This window comes from Pseudoalteromonas sp. A41-2, assembly GCF_015767615.1.
Lineage (GTDB): Bacteria > Pseudomonadota > Gammaproteobacteria > Enterobacterales > Alteromonadaceae > Pseudoalteromonas > Pseudoalteromonas lipolytica.
This window is the reverse complement of sequence record NZ_CP065231.1, coordinates 3427038-3444230: the sequence shown is the minus strand read 5'-3', so window position 1 is coordinate 3444230 and position 17193 is coordinate 3427038. Positions and strand designations below refer to the sequence as shown.

The following is a 17193-nucleotide window of genomic DNA, read 5'->3' as shown; positions in this document are numbered from 1 at the left end:
GGGCCACACGTGTTTCAGGGTCGAGAAACAAATCAGTTTATTCCGATAACAATTCGCCAAAATACGTAATTAAGCGAACAGCTATTACAATCCGTAATGCTTTTTCCGTCTTGTTGATATTGATTATCAATTAGATTTAGATATCTGTCAACACTCTATTGCAAATAATTCTCATTTAATTTTTATTTTCTTCAAAGTATAGCTATTACACGCATTAGCACTAAAGTTAGGCTGTAAATTAGCGCCAATAAAAACTATGCTGGTGTCATAATAATTAAAAAAATCACATGCGATGTTTTCAATTTGGTCAATAAGCCTACTTGCGATTGTTTATTTAGCAATTTTATTTGCTGTTGCAGGCTGGGCTGATAAAAGAAAGGTGTTGCCTTTTAAAGGCTTAACTTATGGTTTGTCGTTGGGCGTGTATTGTACGTCGTGGGCTTTTTTTGGCACTACGGCGCAAGCAGCTTATAACGGCTGGTGGTTAGCTCCAACGTACGCTGGCACGATTCTGCTGTTTATTTTTGGCTGGCAGATTTACTGCCGAATTGCCCATATTTGTAGACAGCAAAAAATCACTTCCATGGCTGACTTTATCGCGACTCGTTATGGTCAATCATCAAGCTTGTCGGGCTTAATATCGCTAATTTCTGTGATTGCTATTGTACCGTATATTTCGTTGCAACTCAGTGCGACCGCACAAAGTATTAATTTACTAACCGACCGAGCAGTGACACAAAGCAGTGAGGTATGGGCCGACAGCACTTTTTATATCACGCTCTTGTTGGCGTTATTTGCAATTTTATTTGGTGCAAGACGCTTAAAACCCAGTGAACATAACCCCGGTTTAATCGCCAGTATTGCCTTTGAGTCGGTGGTGAAACTTCTGGCATTTTTAGCGGTTGGTTTATACGTATGCTTCGTTTTATTCGACAGTCCCATCGCTCTTTTTGAAACGGCACAACAATTAAATATTGACCAACAAGTTGCGGCTTCAAAGAGTCCGACCTATGTGTATGTTGCACATACTCTCTTGGGTATTTTGGCTACCTTGTGCTTACCACGTCAGTTTCATATGAGCTTTATTGAAAAAAATAACGATAAAGAACTGGCTTCAGCACGTTGGCTGTTTCCTATTTACTTATTACTTATCAACTTGTTTATTTTGCCGATTGCGTATGCCGGGCTTATTTATTTTCAAGGACAAGACGTAGGCTACGATACCTTTGTATTGGCATTACCCATGGCCGCAGACGATGCCTTTGTTGCATTGTTGGCCTTTTTAGGCGGCTTTTCAGCGGCGACGAGTATGGTGATTGTGTCGGCAATTGTACTCTCGGTGATGATCACCAATGACTTTATTAACCAGTTCATTTTACGCCGCTCACAACTCACGTCGAGTAGCCGAGGCTTGGATAAAAATAACCTTTTGCATGCGCGTAAAATCGTTATCGTACTGATTTTATTATTAAGTTACTTCACGCATCGGGTTTTAGGCGAAAGCACTACCTTAGCTAATGTTGGTTTGATGTCGTTTACGTTGGTCGCCCAATTTTCACCGGCCATGATCATTGGTTTGTGGTGGCGACAAGCGTCTTGCCGGGGTGCACAACTGGGTATTTTGAGTGGTTTTATTATTTGGGGTTACACGTTATTACTGCCCAATTTAGCGGGCGGATTAGGTAACGATAGCCAATGGTTGGTTGATGGCCCTTGGCACATTAACTGGCTTGCACCGACTGATTTATTTTCGCTGGGTCTTGAAAGTATCAGTCAGGCTTTATTGTTATCGTTGGGTGCGAATTGTTTGGTGTACTTTTTGGTGCCTCTGTTTAGTCGTGCAACACTGGCTGAGCGTTTACAAAGTAATAAGTTTGTTGCTCAAGGAAATGAATCTCGTGTAAGTAACCATTTGCAGCCTTTAAGTTATCACGATTTAGGGGCTTTATTGCAGCGCTTTGCTGAAAAAGAAGCGGGGCAATCGCTGGTAAATCACTATTTTCCTGAAGATAAAAGTAAATGGAAGCGGCCCGCAAATGTTGAACTTGAGTTACTCGTAGAGCGTGAAATGTCGGCGGTCATCGGGGGCGCTTCAGCACGGCTTATTTTGGATGTTGCCAAAAATGAGCAGCGCCAACCTCTTGAGCAAGTTGCTGAATTTGTTGATGAAGCAAGCCAAGTATTGAAATTTAATCGTGACCTGTTGCAATCAACCATAGAAAATATTCAACAAGGTATCAGTGTAGTCGACAGTGAACTGCGTTTAGTTGCTTGGAATCAAGGCTACAAAAACATGTTTGCTTACCCAGATGATGCCTTGTATATCGGTCGTCCGGTTGCCGATATTATTCGCTTTAATGCTGAGCGCGGCTTGTTTAGCGGTGAAAGTATGACCAGTGAAGTTGAAAAACGCTTGGCGTATTTGCGCCAAGGCAGTGCGTATAAATATCAGCGCTCACACAATGATGGCCGCGTGTTTGAAATGCAAGGTAATCCGCTGCCAGGTGGTGGCTTTGTAACGACTTACACAGATATTACTGAATTTGTAAAACAACAAAAAGCACTCACAGAGGCCAATGTGAGCCTTGAAGAAAAAGTGGCGGCACGGACCTTAGCACTCACTCAAGCGAACCAAGAGCTATCAATGGCAAAACAAGTCGCCGAGCAAGCAACCGTCAGTAAAACGCGCTTTTTTGCAGCTGCCAGCCATGATTTATTACAGCCATTTAATGCTGCGAGCTTATTTTGTTCCTTAATGAATGAAAAAGCCCAAGACACAGAACTTAAAGAACTGGCAATGAATATTAAGAATTCGCTCGGCAGTGCTGAAGAATTGTTATCGAGTATTTTAGAGTTAACTAAACTTGATTCGGGATCATTTAAAGTGCAAATGAGTGAATTTGCCATCAGTAGTTTGGTTGAACCATTGCGCAATGATTACGAAGCGTTAGCAAGTGACAAAGGGTTAAAGTTCATTTTAGAAACATGTGATGTCCGTTTGCATACAGACAAAGCATTATTGCGTCGTGTGCTTCGCAATTTACTCAGTAATGCAATTCGTTATACGGAGCACGGCGAAGTTCGCCTGAAAATGCATCACGATGATGACCATGTATCGTTTATTGTTGAAGATACAGGGATTGGTATTGCTGCCGGTGATCAACACACCATATTCCAAGAGTTTAAGCAGTTGGGTGTTAAACCGAGTGCTGAAGGACTTGGGTTAGGCCTTGCCATTACAAAACGTATTTGCGACTTATTAAAAATACCGCTCGTAATGGGCTCTGAGCTGGGCAAAGGTACACAGTTTACTTTAACCTTACCGTGCAAAGTTAGCACTGCACCAAAGCAGGCGCAACATGCTGAAATATCGCAAGAAACAGAACTTGGGCAATTAAGAATTTGGCTGCTGGATAACGATAGTAATGTATTAGAGGCATTAAAGCAGTTACTTGAAAACTGGGGATGCGAAATCTCTACGGCAACTAACTTAGCTGAGCTGGAACAATTAAAAGCTGAGCAGCCCTTGCCGCAGTTGCTGATCATTGATTATCAACTTGATGATGGTGTTACGGGTCTTGAGGTCATAGAGCAAGCAGGCTTAACAACACTGCCTGCAATTGTAAATACCGCAAACCATGACGAGGGTATACGCGAGTTAGTGCTCGATGCGGGCTATCCGTTGCTTTATAAGCCACTGAAAGCGCCCGCATTAAAGCGTATGATTAAGCGACTGACTTAATCTGCGTTTTGCTCAGTTGCTGGGGTATTGGCTTTAATTAAGCGCTCTACCTCAGCGACAAACTTCTTATCTAAGTCATCTTCATGGCTCAAAAATAACAGCATTTCATCACCATTGTGGTCAATGACCGTTAGCGTGGTGGTTAGTAGGGCGCTTTTAGCATAATCAACGTTGAGCTTTTTAATGTCACTAAAGCGGCGCTGATCTTTCTCAAGCACACCGTGCTCATTTTCCCAGTAACTAAAAATGGTGTTTTCAGTTATGCCGTTTCCATCAGTTTTAAAATCAACAAAGGCATCACTATAAAAGTATTGCACATTCTCATTTGCTGGGATGATCTCTTTTCGTTTTAAAAAGTTAACTTGATACGACCATAGCTTATCGCCGGTTACTATGGTTGAATTTGGCAACAAATATAGCTCATAAATTAAGCCATAAAATAGCCAAGGCAACATGAATATCGAAATGATAACCTGCCTTGCTCGCCATTGAGAGTGATACTCAAGAGCTTGTTCAGGTTGCTTGAGGTTTTGAATGTAATTAACTAGAGGCAACCATAAAACAGGCGTAACTAAAAACAGCCAGGTACCATATTCCCAGTTATAGCTTACGACTTCAGAAATGATAATCGCCAGCCATAACACGAACCCAACCGCGACGGGCATGATCTTATTTTTGCCAAAGGTTTGTTCGCTGTGCTTGCAAAGCTCAAGTAACAACGGAATAAAAAACAGTGGTGCAAATATACCTCGGGCAATCGGCATTATATGGCTTTGTTGTTGCTCTTTTATCGCTTTCCAGTTGCGATAGCTCCAGTAGTTAATGAATATTCCTAAGCTGAATAAGCTGTAAATAACAAACTTACTGTTACTGACAGGGTAGAACTGCGTACCTTCAAATTCTGGACGTTTTCGAACTTCAAAACGCCAAGCCGCGATGAAAAAGATGATTGCCGCTAAGTAGCTTAAAATAAAAACGCTATACCAATTGGTTTCTTCATCTACCTGCATGGTAGTCGCAGTGTTAGTAACATATTTGATAATGCCATATTGCGTTTCGTTAATTAGTTTTTTCCGCGCGTTGAGGTATTGCTCTATTTGGTCTGCAGGAATATGGTCTTGCTTCGCACTGTAATCAAAGTAAAGGGTAAGTATAGAGTCTTTGAAGGTAACGCGTTTTTCCAGATGGAAAAAGGGATTGTCGATACTGAGTTGTTCTTCCTCAAATTCCCAATTAGGCTCTGAGAATGCGATTTGAATTGTTGTTTCAATATCATTTGGATACCGAAACCACATGGGTGCATTACGCTCTAGCTGTTCTGGTTTATAAACGCTGTTTTGAATTTCGCTGGCATAAAAATCGTTGCGATAGCCTTTATTGTCAGGTTTCCAGAAATTATCAATTGTGTAGTATTCATTTGTAATTAGTTGACCTGTGTCATCAAGGGTATCTACGGTCATGGGTTTAGCTGTTTTTAAACCTTTGAAAGAGTCTTGATAATATTCTCTGTAATCATCTTCTGTGCTTTTAAGGCTATTTTTTGCTATTGAACTACGGCGGCTTATCGCTTCATAATCGCCGTATTCATAGCGAGTTGTAAAGTGGGTGGCATCATCTACCTTTTCGGGGATTGAGTAGCTATCAAAGACTTGAACACGCTTGACCAGAGGCTTAGTAAGCATGTCTGTAAAGCCTGTTTCACCTTCTTTAACGATTAAAGCCACGCCATAGTTTGGTTGTGCTAAATGCGCTAAGTCGCCGCGTTGATATGACGTGGTAGGATCAAGCCAATAGCGCTTCCCTTGGTGCTCTAGGGTGACAATGACGTGATCAAATAAGTTTGGGGCGACAGGTAACCTCGCTAAACGCTTTGTTTCTTCTGTATTTACCAATGCTGGATAGGCGTCAACGCCCAGTGCTTTTAACAATGAAATAAGCAGTACTGTTTTGTCTTTACAATCACCATAGCGCAGTGCAAGGGTTTCTGATGCCGGAGTTGGCCGATGCGAGTTGGTGCCCATTTCGAGCCCCAAGTAACGAACTTCGTCTTGACTGAAACGCAGTGCTGCAACTATTTGTGACTCTAAATCAGTATGCTGCAACTTGATTTGACGAGTAATAGTTTCAATAGCAGGGCTAATTTCAATGGCTGATTGGTAAAGTGGCAGTGACCAATCGATGACCTCTTGCCAGTTATTAACTTCAGAGAAATAAACTTGTTTATACGGTGAGTACCAATAAGGTACTTCACTTGCTGAGATCATTGTAGGTTCATTGTGTTGGTTTATTTGGTAGTCAAATCCTATATTTAGGGGAGTACTGATAAGAGTTGATTCGCCATTGACAAAGTTGATGTGTAAAGGGTTTGGCTTTTGCCATAGAACCCGCATAAATTGCTGCACGACAGGCACAGACCAATTAAGAGTTCTCGCTGTACTAAAGTGTTGATAAACTGGATTGCTGCCCGAAATCGTATAGCTGTAATCTAATATATCCATTACCCGCATATCATCAATAATGATATTTAGGCTTAATGTGCCATTGTATATTCGACTTGCTAGGTCGGTCTCACGTTGTAAAACCTGTCGCTGAGCACTACCCAGTTTGTCTATATATTCACCATTACGGATAATCCCTAAACTATTGAGCGAAAGTGATTGATAACTAGGGTCAAAATCAATATTGAGTTGACTAATATAATCTACTCCAGATTGATTGGCAGCTTGCATAACCGTTCGAGTAAAGCGTTGCTGTGGTGCTTGTTCAGTCACCTTAAACTGTGTATCGAGCATAAGATAGAAGGTCCCATCTTTAATATGCTCATTGGGGATATTCGGTGTTAGTAGTTCATGCTGTTTGACCCAGCTATCCGCTGGCGTAACCTGGTAATCATCAGCAACTACCAAGCAGCTTATAAAAAGTAAAAAAAGCGATGATAACGTGAGGTATAGGTGCGTCCATTTCATTATTATTTTCTAATTACGTTTAGTTTTATATGACAAATTACTGAAATAAACAGTATTAGCCAACCAAAATTAGCCTTTTTTGTCTCTTTTTTAGTTATAAAGGCATTTGGTGAAAATGAAGAGTGGATGATGTTTAAATAGTGTGAGGTGGAAATAGGATTCTTCAAAAATCGGCGTATAGTGAAAAAATAATAAAAAGGAGATGTCATGGAAGAGGTTAAACAACAAAGCGCGACTCAAACAGCCGATGTTCAAGGAGATAAGGATTTAGTCGGTATAAAAGGTTGGCTGATTCTGGTTGCTATTGGAGTGGTTATCAGCCCACTTCGGGTTTTTTATGAAAGTATCAACATATTTAAACCTATCTTTACTACTGATATGTGGCAAAGATTAACCTCACAATTTGGTGATATGTATCACCCGTTGTGGGAGCCTCTTTTAATTATTGAGATACTCTTTAATGTTACATTATTTTTTGCATCACTTTATTTGATTGTGTTGTTCTTTAAGCATAAAAAAGCATTTGTTAGCTGGTATTTAGCTATTTTACTCGGCGGCCTCGCATTTATAGTGCTTGATGCTTTTGTTGTGAGCTTACTTGTGCCGAGTGTCACCATTTTTGATAGTGAAATGAAAACTATGCTGATAAGGGGAGTTATTCAAGCCTTAATTTGGGGCCCCTATATGCTTTTATCTCAGCGTGTTAAAGCAACATTTGTTAAATAGTGCTGCAGGGCACGCTCACTTTTGCTTGCGTTCCGTGCGCTGGCTGCGACGTTAAAGTAAGCTCGCCACCTTGATTGCGTATTAGTTCGCGGGTGATTATCAGTCCTATGCCTGTGCCGTTAGCTTTGGTTGAGTAAAATGGCACAAATAGGTTGTCGGGGTTTTGAATGCCACAACCTTGGTCGCTAATTTCAATATTTAAGTTATCACCTTGTCTTGACCAAGTGAGGCTAGGAGCAGAATTGCTACCTGCTTCAAATGCATTTTTTATCAGGTTGATTAAGGCTTGTTCGAGTTGCCCTAAATCGGCACTAAAATGCAGCTTTTCGCTGCTATTTATAACGAGTTCAGGGAAGATAGCTGTTAAACGCGTATTTAATTGCTCGTTGCTTATCGGTTGTTTGTTTGCAGGTGGTAGTTTTGCAAAGGCGCTGTAACTGCTCACAAAGTCTAACAAGTGCTGGGCGCGTTTTTCGATGACTTGCAGCATATCTTGAGCAAGATCATCGTGATTGCTTATTTGTCCCTGACGCTTCATGGTTTGCAGCGATTGGCTCATTGAATAAATCGGGGTGAGGGAGTTACGAACTTCGTGATTTAATACCCGAATGAGGCGCTGCCAGACAAGCTGCTCGTTTTCGCGAAGTTGTTTCTCGATAGAAAAAAAGGTCAGTAATTCAAAGCTTCTGCCAGCCCGCCAAAAAGTTTGAGAGGCTATCTGAAAGCGCTGTGTAAAGGGGGCGCTTTTTTGCTGCTGCCATTGCCCGTCTTGAAGTGTTAACCCCAGCTCACTGGCAGTTTTACCTTCTATATTGCTATTTTGTATACTGTTTAAAAAAGCACGGTTGCTAAAATATACCAAGCTATGTGGGTCTAATATCACAATGGGTAAATCTAGCATGCTCGCAAACTCAAATACAAACTCTTCGGTTTGCATATAGTGGCGTTTGTTTTTCGCTATTTTATCGCTCAGCTTAGCAAAGTCGTTTTTGAGTGAGGCAACTCGGCCACTTTCATAAAAAGCTAAATGCCAGCTATTGCTCTCGTCGTTGGCGAGTGCGTCAAGCTGTAAACCAAAACGCTCTACGACATCGGTGATCAGACGGTAGCTTTTAATTAATGCGAATGCGCTTACGCCAATAAAAGGCAGCAGTAGACTAATGCTGGCGAACCAGTCGAGCTTTAGGCTCAATGTGAGTGCGATGCCCAGTGTGAATAGAGCAATTAACACCACAGAATAATAACGTTTTACACGCTTCTCTAACGACAGCTTTGCACCCATTTAACGATCTACTTCTTTTAGGTCAAGTTGGTGTTTATCAATGCGACGATAAATAGCTGATTTACTTAACCCTAAAAATTCGCCAGCAGCAATCACATTGCCATTAAATTGCAGCAGCGCTTTTTGAATCATCTGTTTTTCAAGCTCTTCAAGAGGCAATAAGGGCAGCGTTTTATCTGCACTGTTAATAGGTTGCTCGCAGCTAGGTTGATCTAAAATGAGATCGCTTGCTTGAATATTGATGTTGTCACTCATGATCACAGCACGTTCAATGCAGTGGCTCAGTTCACGAATATTACCCGGCCAACTGTATTGTTCTAATGCCTCGATGGCTGAGTTACTTAGCGACATATTTGAACGTTGGTATTTTTTACCATGAGTGAGTAATAAATGCTCCGCTAAGGGGGCAATATCCGCTTTTCTGTCGCGAAGCGCAGGAATATGTAGCTCAATGGTGTTGAGTCTAAACAGTAAATCACGGCGGAATTCACCTTGCTCAATCGCCGTTGCAAGTTCTGAGTTGGTTGCCGAAATAATCCGAACATCGGCTGTTCTGGTCTGGCTTGAACCTAATACCTCAAATTCTTTGCTTTCGAGCACGCGCAGCATTTTGCTTTGTAGTTCAAGGCTCAAAGTGGCTATCTCATCAAGAAATAAAGTGCCCCCTTCGGCAATTTCAAAACGCCCTAAGCGATCTTCTTTGGCGTCAGTAAACGCCCCTTTTTTATGGCCAAATAATTCGCTTTCAAAGAGTGATGGCGCAATGGCGCCTATATTTACGCTTACATAGCGTTTGTCACTGCGTATAGAATGCTGGTGGATATAATTGGCCAGTAAACTTTTGCCTGTGCCATTTTCGCCGGTAATTAAAATACTGGCATCGGTTTTTGCGGCGCGCTCTGCTTTGGCGAGTAGTTGTTGCATTACCTCAGAATGGGCTATATAGCTAGCGTGTGTGTTATTGGTAAGTGCTTTTAAGCAGGCATTATCATGGTGGCTTTGTTTTAGTTTTAACTGCTGTTGCACCACCGCTGTTAAGCGCAAATTATTCCATGGCTTTTCGACAAAATCGACCGCGCCTAATTGCATGGCTTTAACGGCGACATCAATGCTTGCCCACGCCGTCATTACGATCACGGGAATGGTTGAACCTAACGTATTTAGTTGCTTTAAAAAACGCAGTCCTTCCTCACCCGATGTGGTGTCGAGTTTGTAGTTCATGTCGAGTAAAATTAAGCTAATATGTTCTGATTTCAACACGTCAAAAGCGTGTTCAGGGCCTTCCGCTTCAAGGCATTGTAAGCCGAGTTGTTGTAATGCAACGGTTGCAGCCAGACGCACATCAGCTTGATCGTCAATGACTAAGATTTTGTCCATGATGTTTTTCTTTTTGTCCTGTTGATGTGGCTTAAGTTAGCACTTAAGCCACCGTTTTGTGCTGTTAATCGTTACGCAGTGCAGCCATAGGTTTTGCTTTAAGCAGTAAAACCAAAGGCCTAAAGCAAGCGAATAGGGCAATACATAAGGTAATGCTCCAAGCGAGTAATTGCAGCCTTACATCAAGTACCAGCCAAGACATTAGCTGCCCTTGTAATAAGTAAAAACCAGCAATCACAGCAGCCAACGCGACACTAAAACCAATTAAAACAGGGATAATCGCTTCAACACTCATCAGTTTGAATAAACGTGCTTTTTTAGCACCTAAAGCCATGCGTATACCGAATTCATAACGGCGCAGACCAAGGTTGTAGCTCAGTACCCCAAAAATACCGATTGCCGCTAATAATAGAGTAAATAGCGCTAAGGTACTACACAGAACCACAGTTAGTCGGCTCATATACAGTAAATTGTCATACTCGTGTTGTAAGTCATTAAACTGCCACATGGTTAAGTCGCTGTTCTTTTCTTTTAGTGTATTAAGTATTTGTTTATTGGTCAGCTTGACGCCTTCAGAGGCTTTAATTGTGAACATATAGCTATACGGCTGGGCCGGCCACCAAATATGACGGCCAAACGACTCGTCGTAGTATTTTGGGTGATTAAAGTCTTCGGTTACGCCGACCACTTCAAACATTTTTTCTTCCAGGCCTTGATAAGATTTACCAATAATATTGCGATAATCTTGATCGGGTAATAAGTTTTCTGCCACGCTTTGTGACACCAGTATCTCGTTGGTTTCACCGCGTATTGCTTGCTCAGTAAAAGTGCGCCCCGCAAGAATTTGCGTGTTAACTAAAGCAAAGTAATCAGGCCCCACCCACTGACTTGGGAAGAAAATTGAGCTTTTACCATTAACATCAGTCAGGGTATTGGCGTTTTGTCTTGGCGACACCGGGCTGTGACCGAGAGCCACATCTTCAATGCCTTCGCTATTAAGTAAAACTTGCTTGTATTGCAGCATGTGTTCGTAGCGCTCAGCCAATGACATTTGATTATTTGGCTGGAACAGGTTGGCAAAATAGAGGTTCTCAGTGTCACTGCCTAAAGGGCGGTTAATCGTACCGAGGGCTTTGCTTACAACCATTACCGAAAAGCTAACGAGTAGAGCGGCAACAAACATTTGTGAGCCAATTAAAATGCGTACCGTACGGCCAGATACTTGTGATACCCCGCCTTTACCACTGTTCTGCATTTGCGTGTTTAGGGTTTTGTAATTCACTAAACGCGCTGTTATCAGTGAGAAAATAGTGGCAAGTGCAATACATAAAAGCACTGCAACGATCACCAGTGTACTATCAACAGCAAGGCTATTAACCAAGGGTAAACGCCCTTCGGCCAATACTTTAAATAAGCGAATGCCCCAGACTGCTAAAAACAGTGCAATACTGACCGACAAAGTCATTAGAATCAGTGACTGTAAGAATATGCTATTAAACAAGGTTTTTCGTTTAGCACCGAGCACTGCTTGCAAAGCGAGGGTTTTATGTTGCGCCAGCGCACGCGAGAAAAATAAAGTACTGACGTTCAGCACCGCAATGATTAATAAGCCCACGGCTCCTGCAAGCATCATTAAGCTTAAGTCATCATTTTTGCCTAATTCAACGTCGCGATAGGCGGTTACTTCGGGTTTTACATCGGTAATGCCGCCATTGTTGAGCCATTCTGATTTTATGGTGTCAATTTGTTGTTTTAAGTCGACTTTAACTTGCTCAATTGTTACGCCGGGTTTTAAAACGGCAATTAGCTTTAAGTTTTTAAAGGTGTTTGTCCACGGGCTTTGCCAGTCTTCATTGTGAAAAAAACGACGGTCGGCGCTTGATGGAAACCACACTTCAACATCACTTGCTTTAAACATATAAGGTGGGCTAAATGAATCATCAACAACCCCCACGATACGGTGAACATAATCGGTTTTACCGGCCATTACTGAGAGTGTCTTACCAATAATATTCGGATCGCTGCTGTAATGCTTGCGCCAAAAGTTGGCTGAAATCACTACGCGATCGTCGGGTGTTTCTAGTGTTTCGCCAAGGTCAAAACCTTGCCCTAGTATGAATGGGGTGTGCAACAAGTCAAAATAATTGCCGCCCACATAAAGTACCGGTTCTTTTGGTTGGCCATCGAGGTTGGCAAAGATTTCCTCGCCAGCATTGATCATCATACTTTGCTCGAAGCTTTGATTATGCTTGAGCCAATGCACCATCGACTGATAGCTTTGAAAGCCGGTGGCGTCGTAGTCATCATAAGTAAGGGATTGTTCAACGACCACCATGCGATTTTCATCGTAGACATCTAGTGGCTTTAAAAAGTAGCTGTTTACTAAACTGAGTACCACAAACAAGGTGGCGAGGGTGAGTGCCAATGTTGCGATAACCGCCGTTACAAAGCCGGGAGCATTCATTAGAGATGCCCACGCTAAACTCAATTGAGTGCGTATTTTGGTTAGTTTCATGTTAGATCACCTCTGCACTTTCTTCATTGTGTTCAGTGGCTGCTAAGTGATCTGAGGCTTGACGCGCCTCTGAGTAGGAAATAATTTCGCCATCGAGTAGTTTTAGCTGGGTTTTGGCACGTCCTGCGTAACGTAAGTCGTGGGTAACCATGCAAATCGTGGTGCCTTTTTTATTTAGCTCATCGAGCAAGTCCATAACCGCATCACCATTTTTTGAGTCTAAGTTACCCGTTGGCTCATCCACTAATAGAATGCTGGGTTTACCAGCCAGCGCACGGGCGATAGCAATGCGCTGCTGTTGACCACCCGATAATTGATTGGGTTTATGCTGAGCACGGTGGCCCATTTCTACTTCATCGAGTGCTTGCTTTACTGCCGCTTCAATGTCGTTTTGGCTCATTGCGGGCTCTCTATAGGTGAGAGGTAGTGCAACGTTATCGAATACAGATAGTTCATCAATTAAATTAAACGACTGAAAAATAAAGCCAATATGTAGATTTCTCAACTCTGCTTGTTTATCCATATCGAGGGTTTTAGTGTCGACATCTTTAATGAAATAGTCGCCACCTGTAGGGCTATCAAGCAAGCCCAGTAGTGAAAGCAGCGTTGATTTACCACAGCCAGAGGGGCCGCTAATGCAAATATAGTCACCTTGATTAATGTTCAGACTGATGTTTTTTAATGCATAGGTTTCAACATTTTGGCCGCGATAGACTTTGGCGATATTGTTTAATGAGATAAGCGTATTGGTTTTCATAAACTGTCCTGTTCGATTTTTATTGTTGCCAAATGCTGCCATTTAGAAAGATCTGAAATGATCAGCTGTTCGCCCTCAGTGGCGCCGCTCAAAAGTTGAATTTGGTTGTCACTGAGTGTACCAAATTCGATATTAATTGGCGCTGCTAACTGAGTACTTGGATTGAGTTTAAAAAGAGTGGCATGGCTGTGCGCCGTTGCTCTTTGCGGTACATTAATGGTTAATGCATCGGGGATGATATTACTCACTACATAGCCTTCGATGCTTAAGTCGGGTCGAGCATTGGCAGGCAGCGTCCCTTCTAAATCAAGTTCTATGATCACGCGACCGTCGGTCACGATAGGGTCAATTCGGGTCACTTTAGCGCTTACTTCTCCCTGACCCGCTTGGCTAAAGGTGTTTACTTTAGCTGTCATATTAAGTGCCACTTTTTCTGCATCGGCTTGCTGTACACTGAGCTCAGCTTTGAGTGCTTTATTTGAACCCACAACAGCAAGGCGGGTGCCCGGCATGAGGTTTTGTCCAAGTTCTACATTGAGCTCTTGCAGCATGCCATCGATACCAGCTTTGATTTGCAGTTCATCAAATGCGTGTTGTTCTACCTGATAATTCAGCTCAAATTGGCTTAATAACTCTTGCTGAATTTTATCGCGCTGTAGGTGCATTTCTTTTAGTTGCATAAGGCGTTGCTTTTCGATGTTAACGCGTTCGGTTAGTTGTGCGACACTGAGTAAACTGCGTTTGTAATCTAAGCTTGAAACAATACCTTGCTCAACTAATTTGCTTTCGGCATCGGCTCTAAGCTCTGCACTTTGTAATTCACTTTTTAAAATCGCGAGGTTAGCTTGGCGTTCAAGTAGTTCACTTTGCTGGTTAATTTGTTGCTCATTGACACTGGCTTTTTGGCGGGCGAGTTCTAATCGTGCAACCGATAAACGTTGTGCTTGTTGCGGGTTTATTAAGCTGAGTATAACCGTGTCTTTAGTCACTAAGGTGCCAGGGTAAACATGGATAGCCTCGACCATGGCAGTATCGGTATTGGTTAAATAGCGTTGGAATTTGGGTTTTAAACGACCAAAACCGCGTATCTTCACTATAAAATCGGCTTTTTTAACGGTGGCGATTTGCAGTTGCTTGGCCAAGAGCGTCGTGGGGGCGAGCCATGATTTGACCAACCACATTACAAGCAACGTGCTTATAATTAAGACGCCAATGATCAACTTTTTACGCTGACTTGGCTTATTGCTAGGTTTTAAGGTGCTATCTAAATCCATTGGCTATGTTTCATTGTGTTTTTAATTAATAAATACAATAGCGAGGAACATGCCAATATTTAAGTTTATGAATTATATGGATTTTTATGTTTTTGTGAATGCGGAAATTCCCACTTCCGGGATTAATAAATCAAAAGTGGGACAGCGTATAAAAACGGCGTTTATTGATTTAATTTTGCAAGCTTAGCCAGTTGCTTTTTCGCATGCGCGTTATCAGGTTGTAGCGTAAGCACATGATTATAGTTGGCGATTGCGTGTTTGTGGTAACCCAAATACCAGTAAGCTTCTGCCAAGCTATCAAAGGTATTGTAGCTATTTGGGAAAAGGTGTGTGTTGAGTTTAAAAATGGCTAATGCTTCATTGAGCTTATCTTGATTGATAAGTGAATAGCCCCACTGGTTAATATTTTTTTCATCAAATTGGATGTGCTCTTTTTGGCTCAATATGTGTGCTGCTTCAATTGCATTTTCATAGCCTTGAACTTCAAGTACTTGCCATAGTTTTTTAAGATTTTTGCTTAAACCAAAGCCATTCTCACGTTTCATTTCAGGGATATAAAAACCGGCAATTTCATCAACAAACTGCGAGGGAAGTGCGCCAATTAAGTTGGTTAAAATGACGATTGACATATTATCTTCAGGGTAAACAAACACACCTGCTCTATCGCCACCTACAGCAGCTATCGCAGGGTGTTCTTCTCTCGCCATTACAGGCCAGCCGAGGCTATAGCCATTTAAACGTTGGTTAAACCCTTGCGTATTGCCATTTAATAAACGAGTAGGGGTCCACATTTTGCGCACACTATCAGCCCCCATTAATTGATTTGTTTGTAATGCAATTAGCCAATGTGCCAGCTCAGTTGCTGTAGAAGCCATGCCCGCGGCTGTTTGCAATAGAGGAGAAAAAATCGCTTCTCTAGAGTTTAAAAGGTCATTGCCTTGGTTTTCGTATCGTCTCGCTGAGTGTTTTACGACGTTATTGAGGTTGTTAAAGCCTGCTTCAATTGTTCTGTTCATTTCGGCCTGTTGTAACTGGTTTTTTTGAATAAATTCCTGAAAAGGCATGCCTGAGAGTTTGTTAATAAGCTGACCGACAATAACGTAATTTGTTTGGTTATATTTAAAACGAGTACCTGTATTAAATTCTAATGGCATAGTTTGTACTCGTTGCCACGCGTGATCAGGGCCTTGATCGGAGATTAAATTACCAATGCCATCTTTTAAAATCTCAGGTAAACCAGACGTGTGGCTCATTAGTTGCCTTGTTGTGATTGGGTGCCACTGTTTAGGGAGGTCTGGTAGGTAAGTGGAAATAGGCGCATCAAGGGTTAGTTTCTTTTGCTCAACCAGTTGCATTAGGGCTACGCCGACAAACGCTTTGGTGACTGAGTTAATAGCAAATAAAGTAGTTGAATCAACGGCAATATTATCTTCAATATTTGCAGTGCCATAGTTGGCAGTTTTGGTTATTTTATTATTTTGCACGACAGCTAGCTGCAACCCTGGGATATTTCTTTTTTGCATTAACTCAACGATCCATTGGTCGAGTTCGTCTGCATGCACAGAAAAAGCACTGAATGTGATGGTAAGAAAGGTGATGGTTTGTAGTATGAGTTTTTGTCTAAGCTTTTTGCTTGTTGAGTACACGTGATTATCCTTAGCGTTCATTTTTATCGGTATATGCTTTTTACGAACACATAAGCGAGGAGTGTGCCAAGGTTTAAGTTATTAAAATATATAGTTTTTTGTTTTTAATGCGGAAGGTAAATTCCCACTAATGGGAATTTTAAATAAAAACGGGAGTCGCGTTTATTGCTGTGGTTTATTAATGTGGGTTTAGTACAGTACTCGTTGTCTTCTATTTTAGTTGTCTTCTATTTTAGTTGTCTTCTATTTTACCAACCTGCGAAAGCTGATTAAATAAAATACCTGCCTGAGTACGGTTATACACATTGAGTTTGCGTAAAATGGCTGATACATGCTGTTTAATGGTGGTTTCTTGAATCGACATTTCAAAAGCAATTTGTTTATTGAGTAAACCATCGGCAATCATCGCCAGCACGCGGTATTGTTGTGGGGTGAGTTTTTCAAGGTTACGAGCAAACTCACTCTGCTCATCATTGATTACCACATCGGTTAAATCAACTTCAGGAGGTAACCACGTATCGCCATTTAGCACATGACTAATTGCTTCGCTGATCACATCAAGAGACGATGACTTAGGAATATAGCCAGCTGCACCTAGGCTCATTGCTTGTTTAATAATGGCGGGTGTTTCATTGGCTGAGACCATAATGACTAAAATATCGGGGTAGTGATTACGCAATTGCGACAGGGCTTGCAGACCATTTGCACCAGGAATGGTGAGATCTAAAAAAATCAGCTCAATTTCTGGGTGAGCGGCTAATAATGTAAATAAGCCATCAATATCACTGGTTTCTTTTATGTGTTCTTCAGGCACAGATGTTGCGGCCGCTTGACGAAGTGCACTTCTAAATAACGGATGATCATCGGCGATTATGGTGTTCACAGCTAAAGACATTCCCTCGATTCTC

The 17193-nt window shown here is 41.8% G+C and carries 10 protein-coding genes; 2 read left to right on the top strand and 8 right to left on the bottom strand.

The features are described from left to right. Positions 1-292: 292 nt before the first annotated feature. Positions 293-3742: a PAS domain-containing hybrid sensor histidine kinase/response regulator gene (locus tag IT970_RS15515; RefSeq protein ID WP_118844749.1), complete on the top strand. Its 3450-nt coding sequence runs from the start codon at positions 293-295 to the stop codon at positions 3740-3742. Here the strand turns inward: IT970_RS15515 and IT970_RS15510 are convergent. Then, positions 3739-6708 carry a DUF3857 domain-containing transglutaminase family protein gene (locus IT970_RS15510; protein WP_118844748.1) on the bottom strand — a complete coding sequence of 990 codons (2970 nt, stop codon included), beginning with the start codon at positions 6706-6708 and terminating at the stop codon, positions 3739-3741. The two genes, IT970_RS15515 and IT970_RS15510, sit on opposite strands and share 4 nt — an antisense overlap. A 207-nt stretch (positions 6709-6915) precedes the next feature. Between IT970_RS15510 and IT970_RS15505 the strand changes: the two genes are divergently transcribed. Next, the gene (locus IT970_RS15505) at positions 6916-7434 is read left to right on the top strand and encodes a DUF2569 domain-containing protein (RefSeq protein WP_118844747.1); all 519 of its coding nucleotides are present in this window, start codon (positions 6916-6918) and stop codon (positions 7432-7434) included. On the opposite strand, the gene IT970_RS15500 is transcribed toward IT970_RS15505, so the two are convergent. The 7 genes from IT970_RS15500 to IT970_RS15470 all read right to left on the bottom strand — a co-directional run bounded on the left by IT970_RS15500 (position 7427) and on the right by IT970_RS15470 (position 17180). Then, positions 7427-8716: a sensor histidine kinase gene (locus IT970_RS15500; protein ID WP_180311235.1), complete on the bottom strand. Its 1290-nt coding sequence runs from the start codon at positions 8714-8716 to the stop codon at positions 7427-7429. The genes IT970_RS15505 and IT970_RS15500 overlap by 8 nt on opposite strands. Continuing rightward, entirely contained in the window at positions 8717-10093 is a 1377-nt protein-coding gene (locus IT970_RS15495) for a sigma-54-dependent transcriptional regulator (RefSeq protein WP_118844745.1), read from the bottom strand. It lies immediately after the preceding gene. A 64-nt stretch (positions 10094-10157) separates the two neighbouring features. Further along, positions 10158-12608, bottom strand: coding sequence for an ABC transporter permease (locus IT970_RS15490; protein WP_036973575.1), 2451 nt, complete (start codon positions 12606-12608; stop codon positions 10158-10160). A gap of 1 nt (position 12609) precedes the next feature. After that, complete coding sequence (locus tag IT970_RS15485) at positions 12610-13365, bottom strand: ABC transporter ATP-binding protein (protein WP_036973573.1); 756 nt, start codon at positions 13363-13365, stop codon at positions 12610-12612. After that, positions 13362-14639 (bottom strand): HlyD family secretion protein, encoded by a 1278-nt coding sequence (locus IT970_RS15480; RefSeq protein ID WP_036973572.1) that lies wholly within the window; start codon positions 14637-14639, stop codon positions 13362-13364. The genes IT970_RS15485 and IT970_RS15480 overlap by 4 nt, the downstream gene beginning before the upstream one ends. 161 nt (positions 14640-14800) lie before the next feature. Further along, a complete protein-coding gene (locus tag IT970_RS15475; protein ID WP_231387292.1) occupies positions 14801-16285 on the bottom strand; it encodes a serine hydrolase domain-containing protein in 1485 nt (494 codons plus the stop codon). Positions 16286-16517: 232 nt separating this feature from the next. Next, entirely contained in the window at positions 16518-17180 is a 663-nt protein-coding gene (locus tag IT970_RS15470) for a response regulator transcription factor (protein ID WP_036973567.1), read from the bottom strand. Between the last annotated feature and the right edge of the window lie 13 nt (positions 17181-17193).

Bases quoted from the DNA above. Each gene is read 5' to 3' on its own strand.
- IT970_RS15515 (WP_118844749.1), top strand. From the start codon at position 293: ATGTTTTCAATTTGGTCAATAAGCCTACTTGCGATTGTTTATTTAGCA.
- IT970_RS15510 (WP_118844748.1), bottom strand. From the start codon at position 6,708: ATGAAATGGACGCACCTATACCTCACGTTATCATCGCTTTTTTTACTT.
- IT970_RS15505 (WP_118844747.1), top strand. From the start codon at position 6,916: ATGGAAGAGGTTAAACAACAAAGCGCGACTCAAACAGCCGATGTTCAA.
- IT970_RS15500 (WP_180311235.1), bottom strand. From the start codon at position 8,716: ATGGGTGCAAAGCTGTCGTTAGAGAAGCGTGTAAAACGTTATTATTCT.
- IT970_RS15495 (WP_118844745.1), bottom strand. From the start codon at position 10,093: ATGGACAAAATCTTAGTCATTGACGATCAAGCTGATGTGCGTCTGGCT.
- IT970_RS15490 (WP_036973575.1), bottom strand. From the start codon at position 12,608: ATGAAACTAACCAAAATACGCACTCAATTGAGTTTAGCGTGGGCATCT.
- IT970_RS15485 (WP_036973573.1), bottom strand. From the start codon at position 13,365: ATGAAAACCAATACGCTTATCTCATTAAACAATATCGCCAAAGTCTAT.
- IT970_RS15480 (WP_036973572.1), bottom strand. From the start codon at position 14,639: ATGGATTTAGATAGCACCTTAAAACCTAGCAATAAGCCAAGTCAGCGT.
- IT970_RS15470 (WP_036973567.1), bottom strand. From the start codon at position 17,180: ATGTCTTTAGCTGTGAACACCATAATCGCCGATGATCATCCGTTATTT.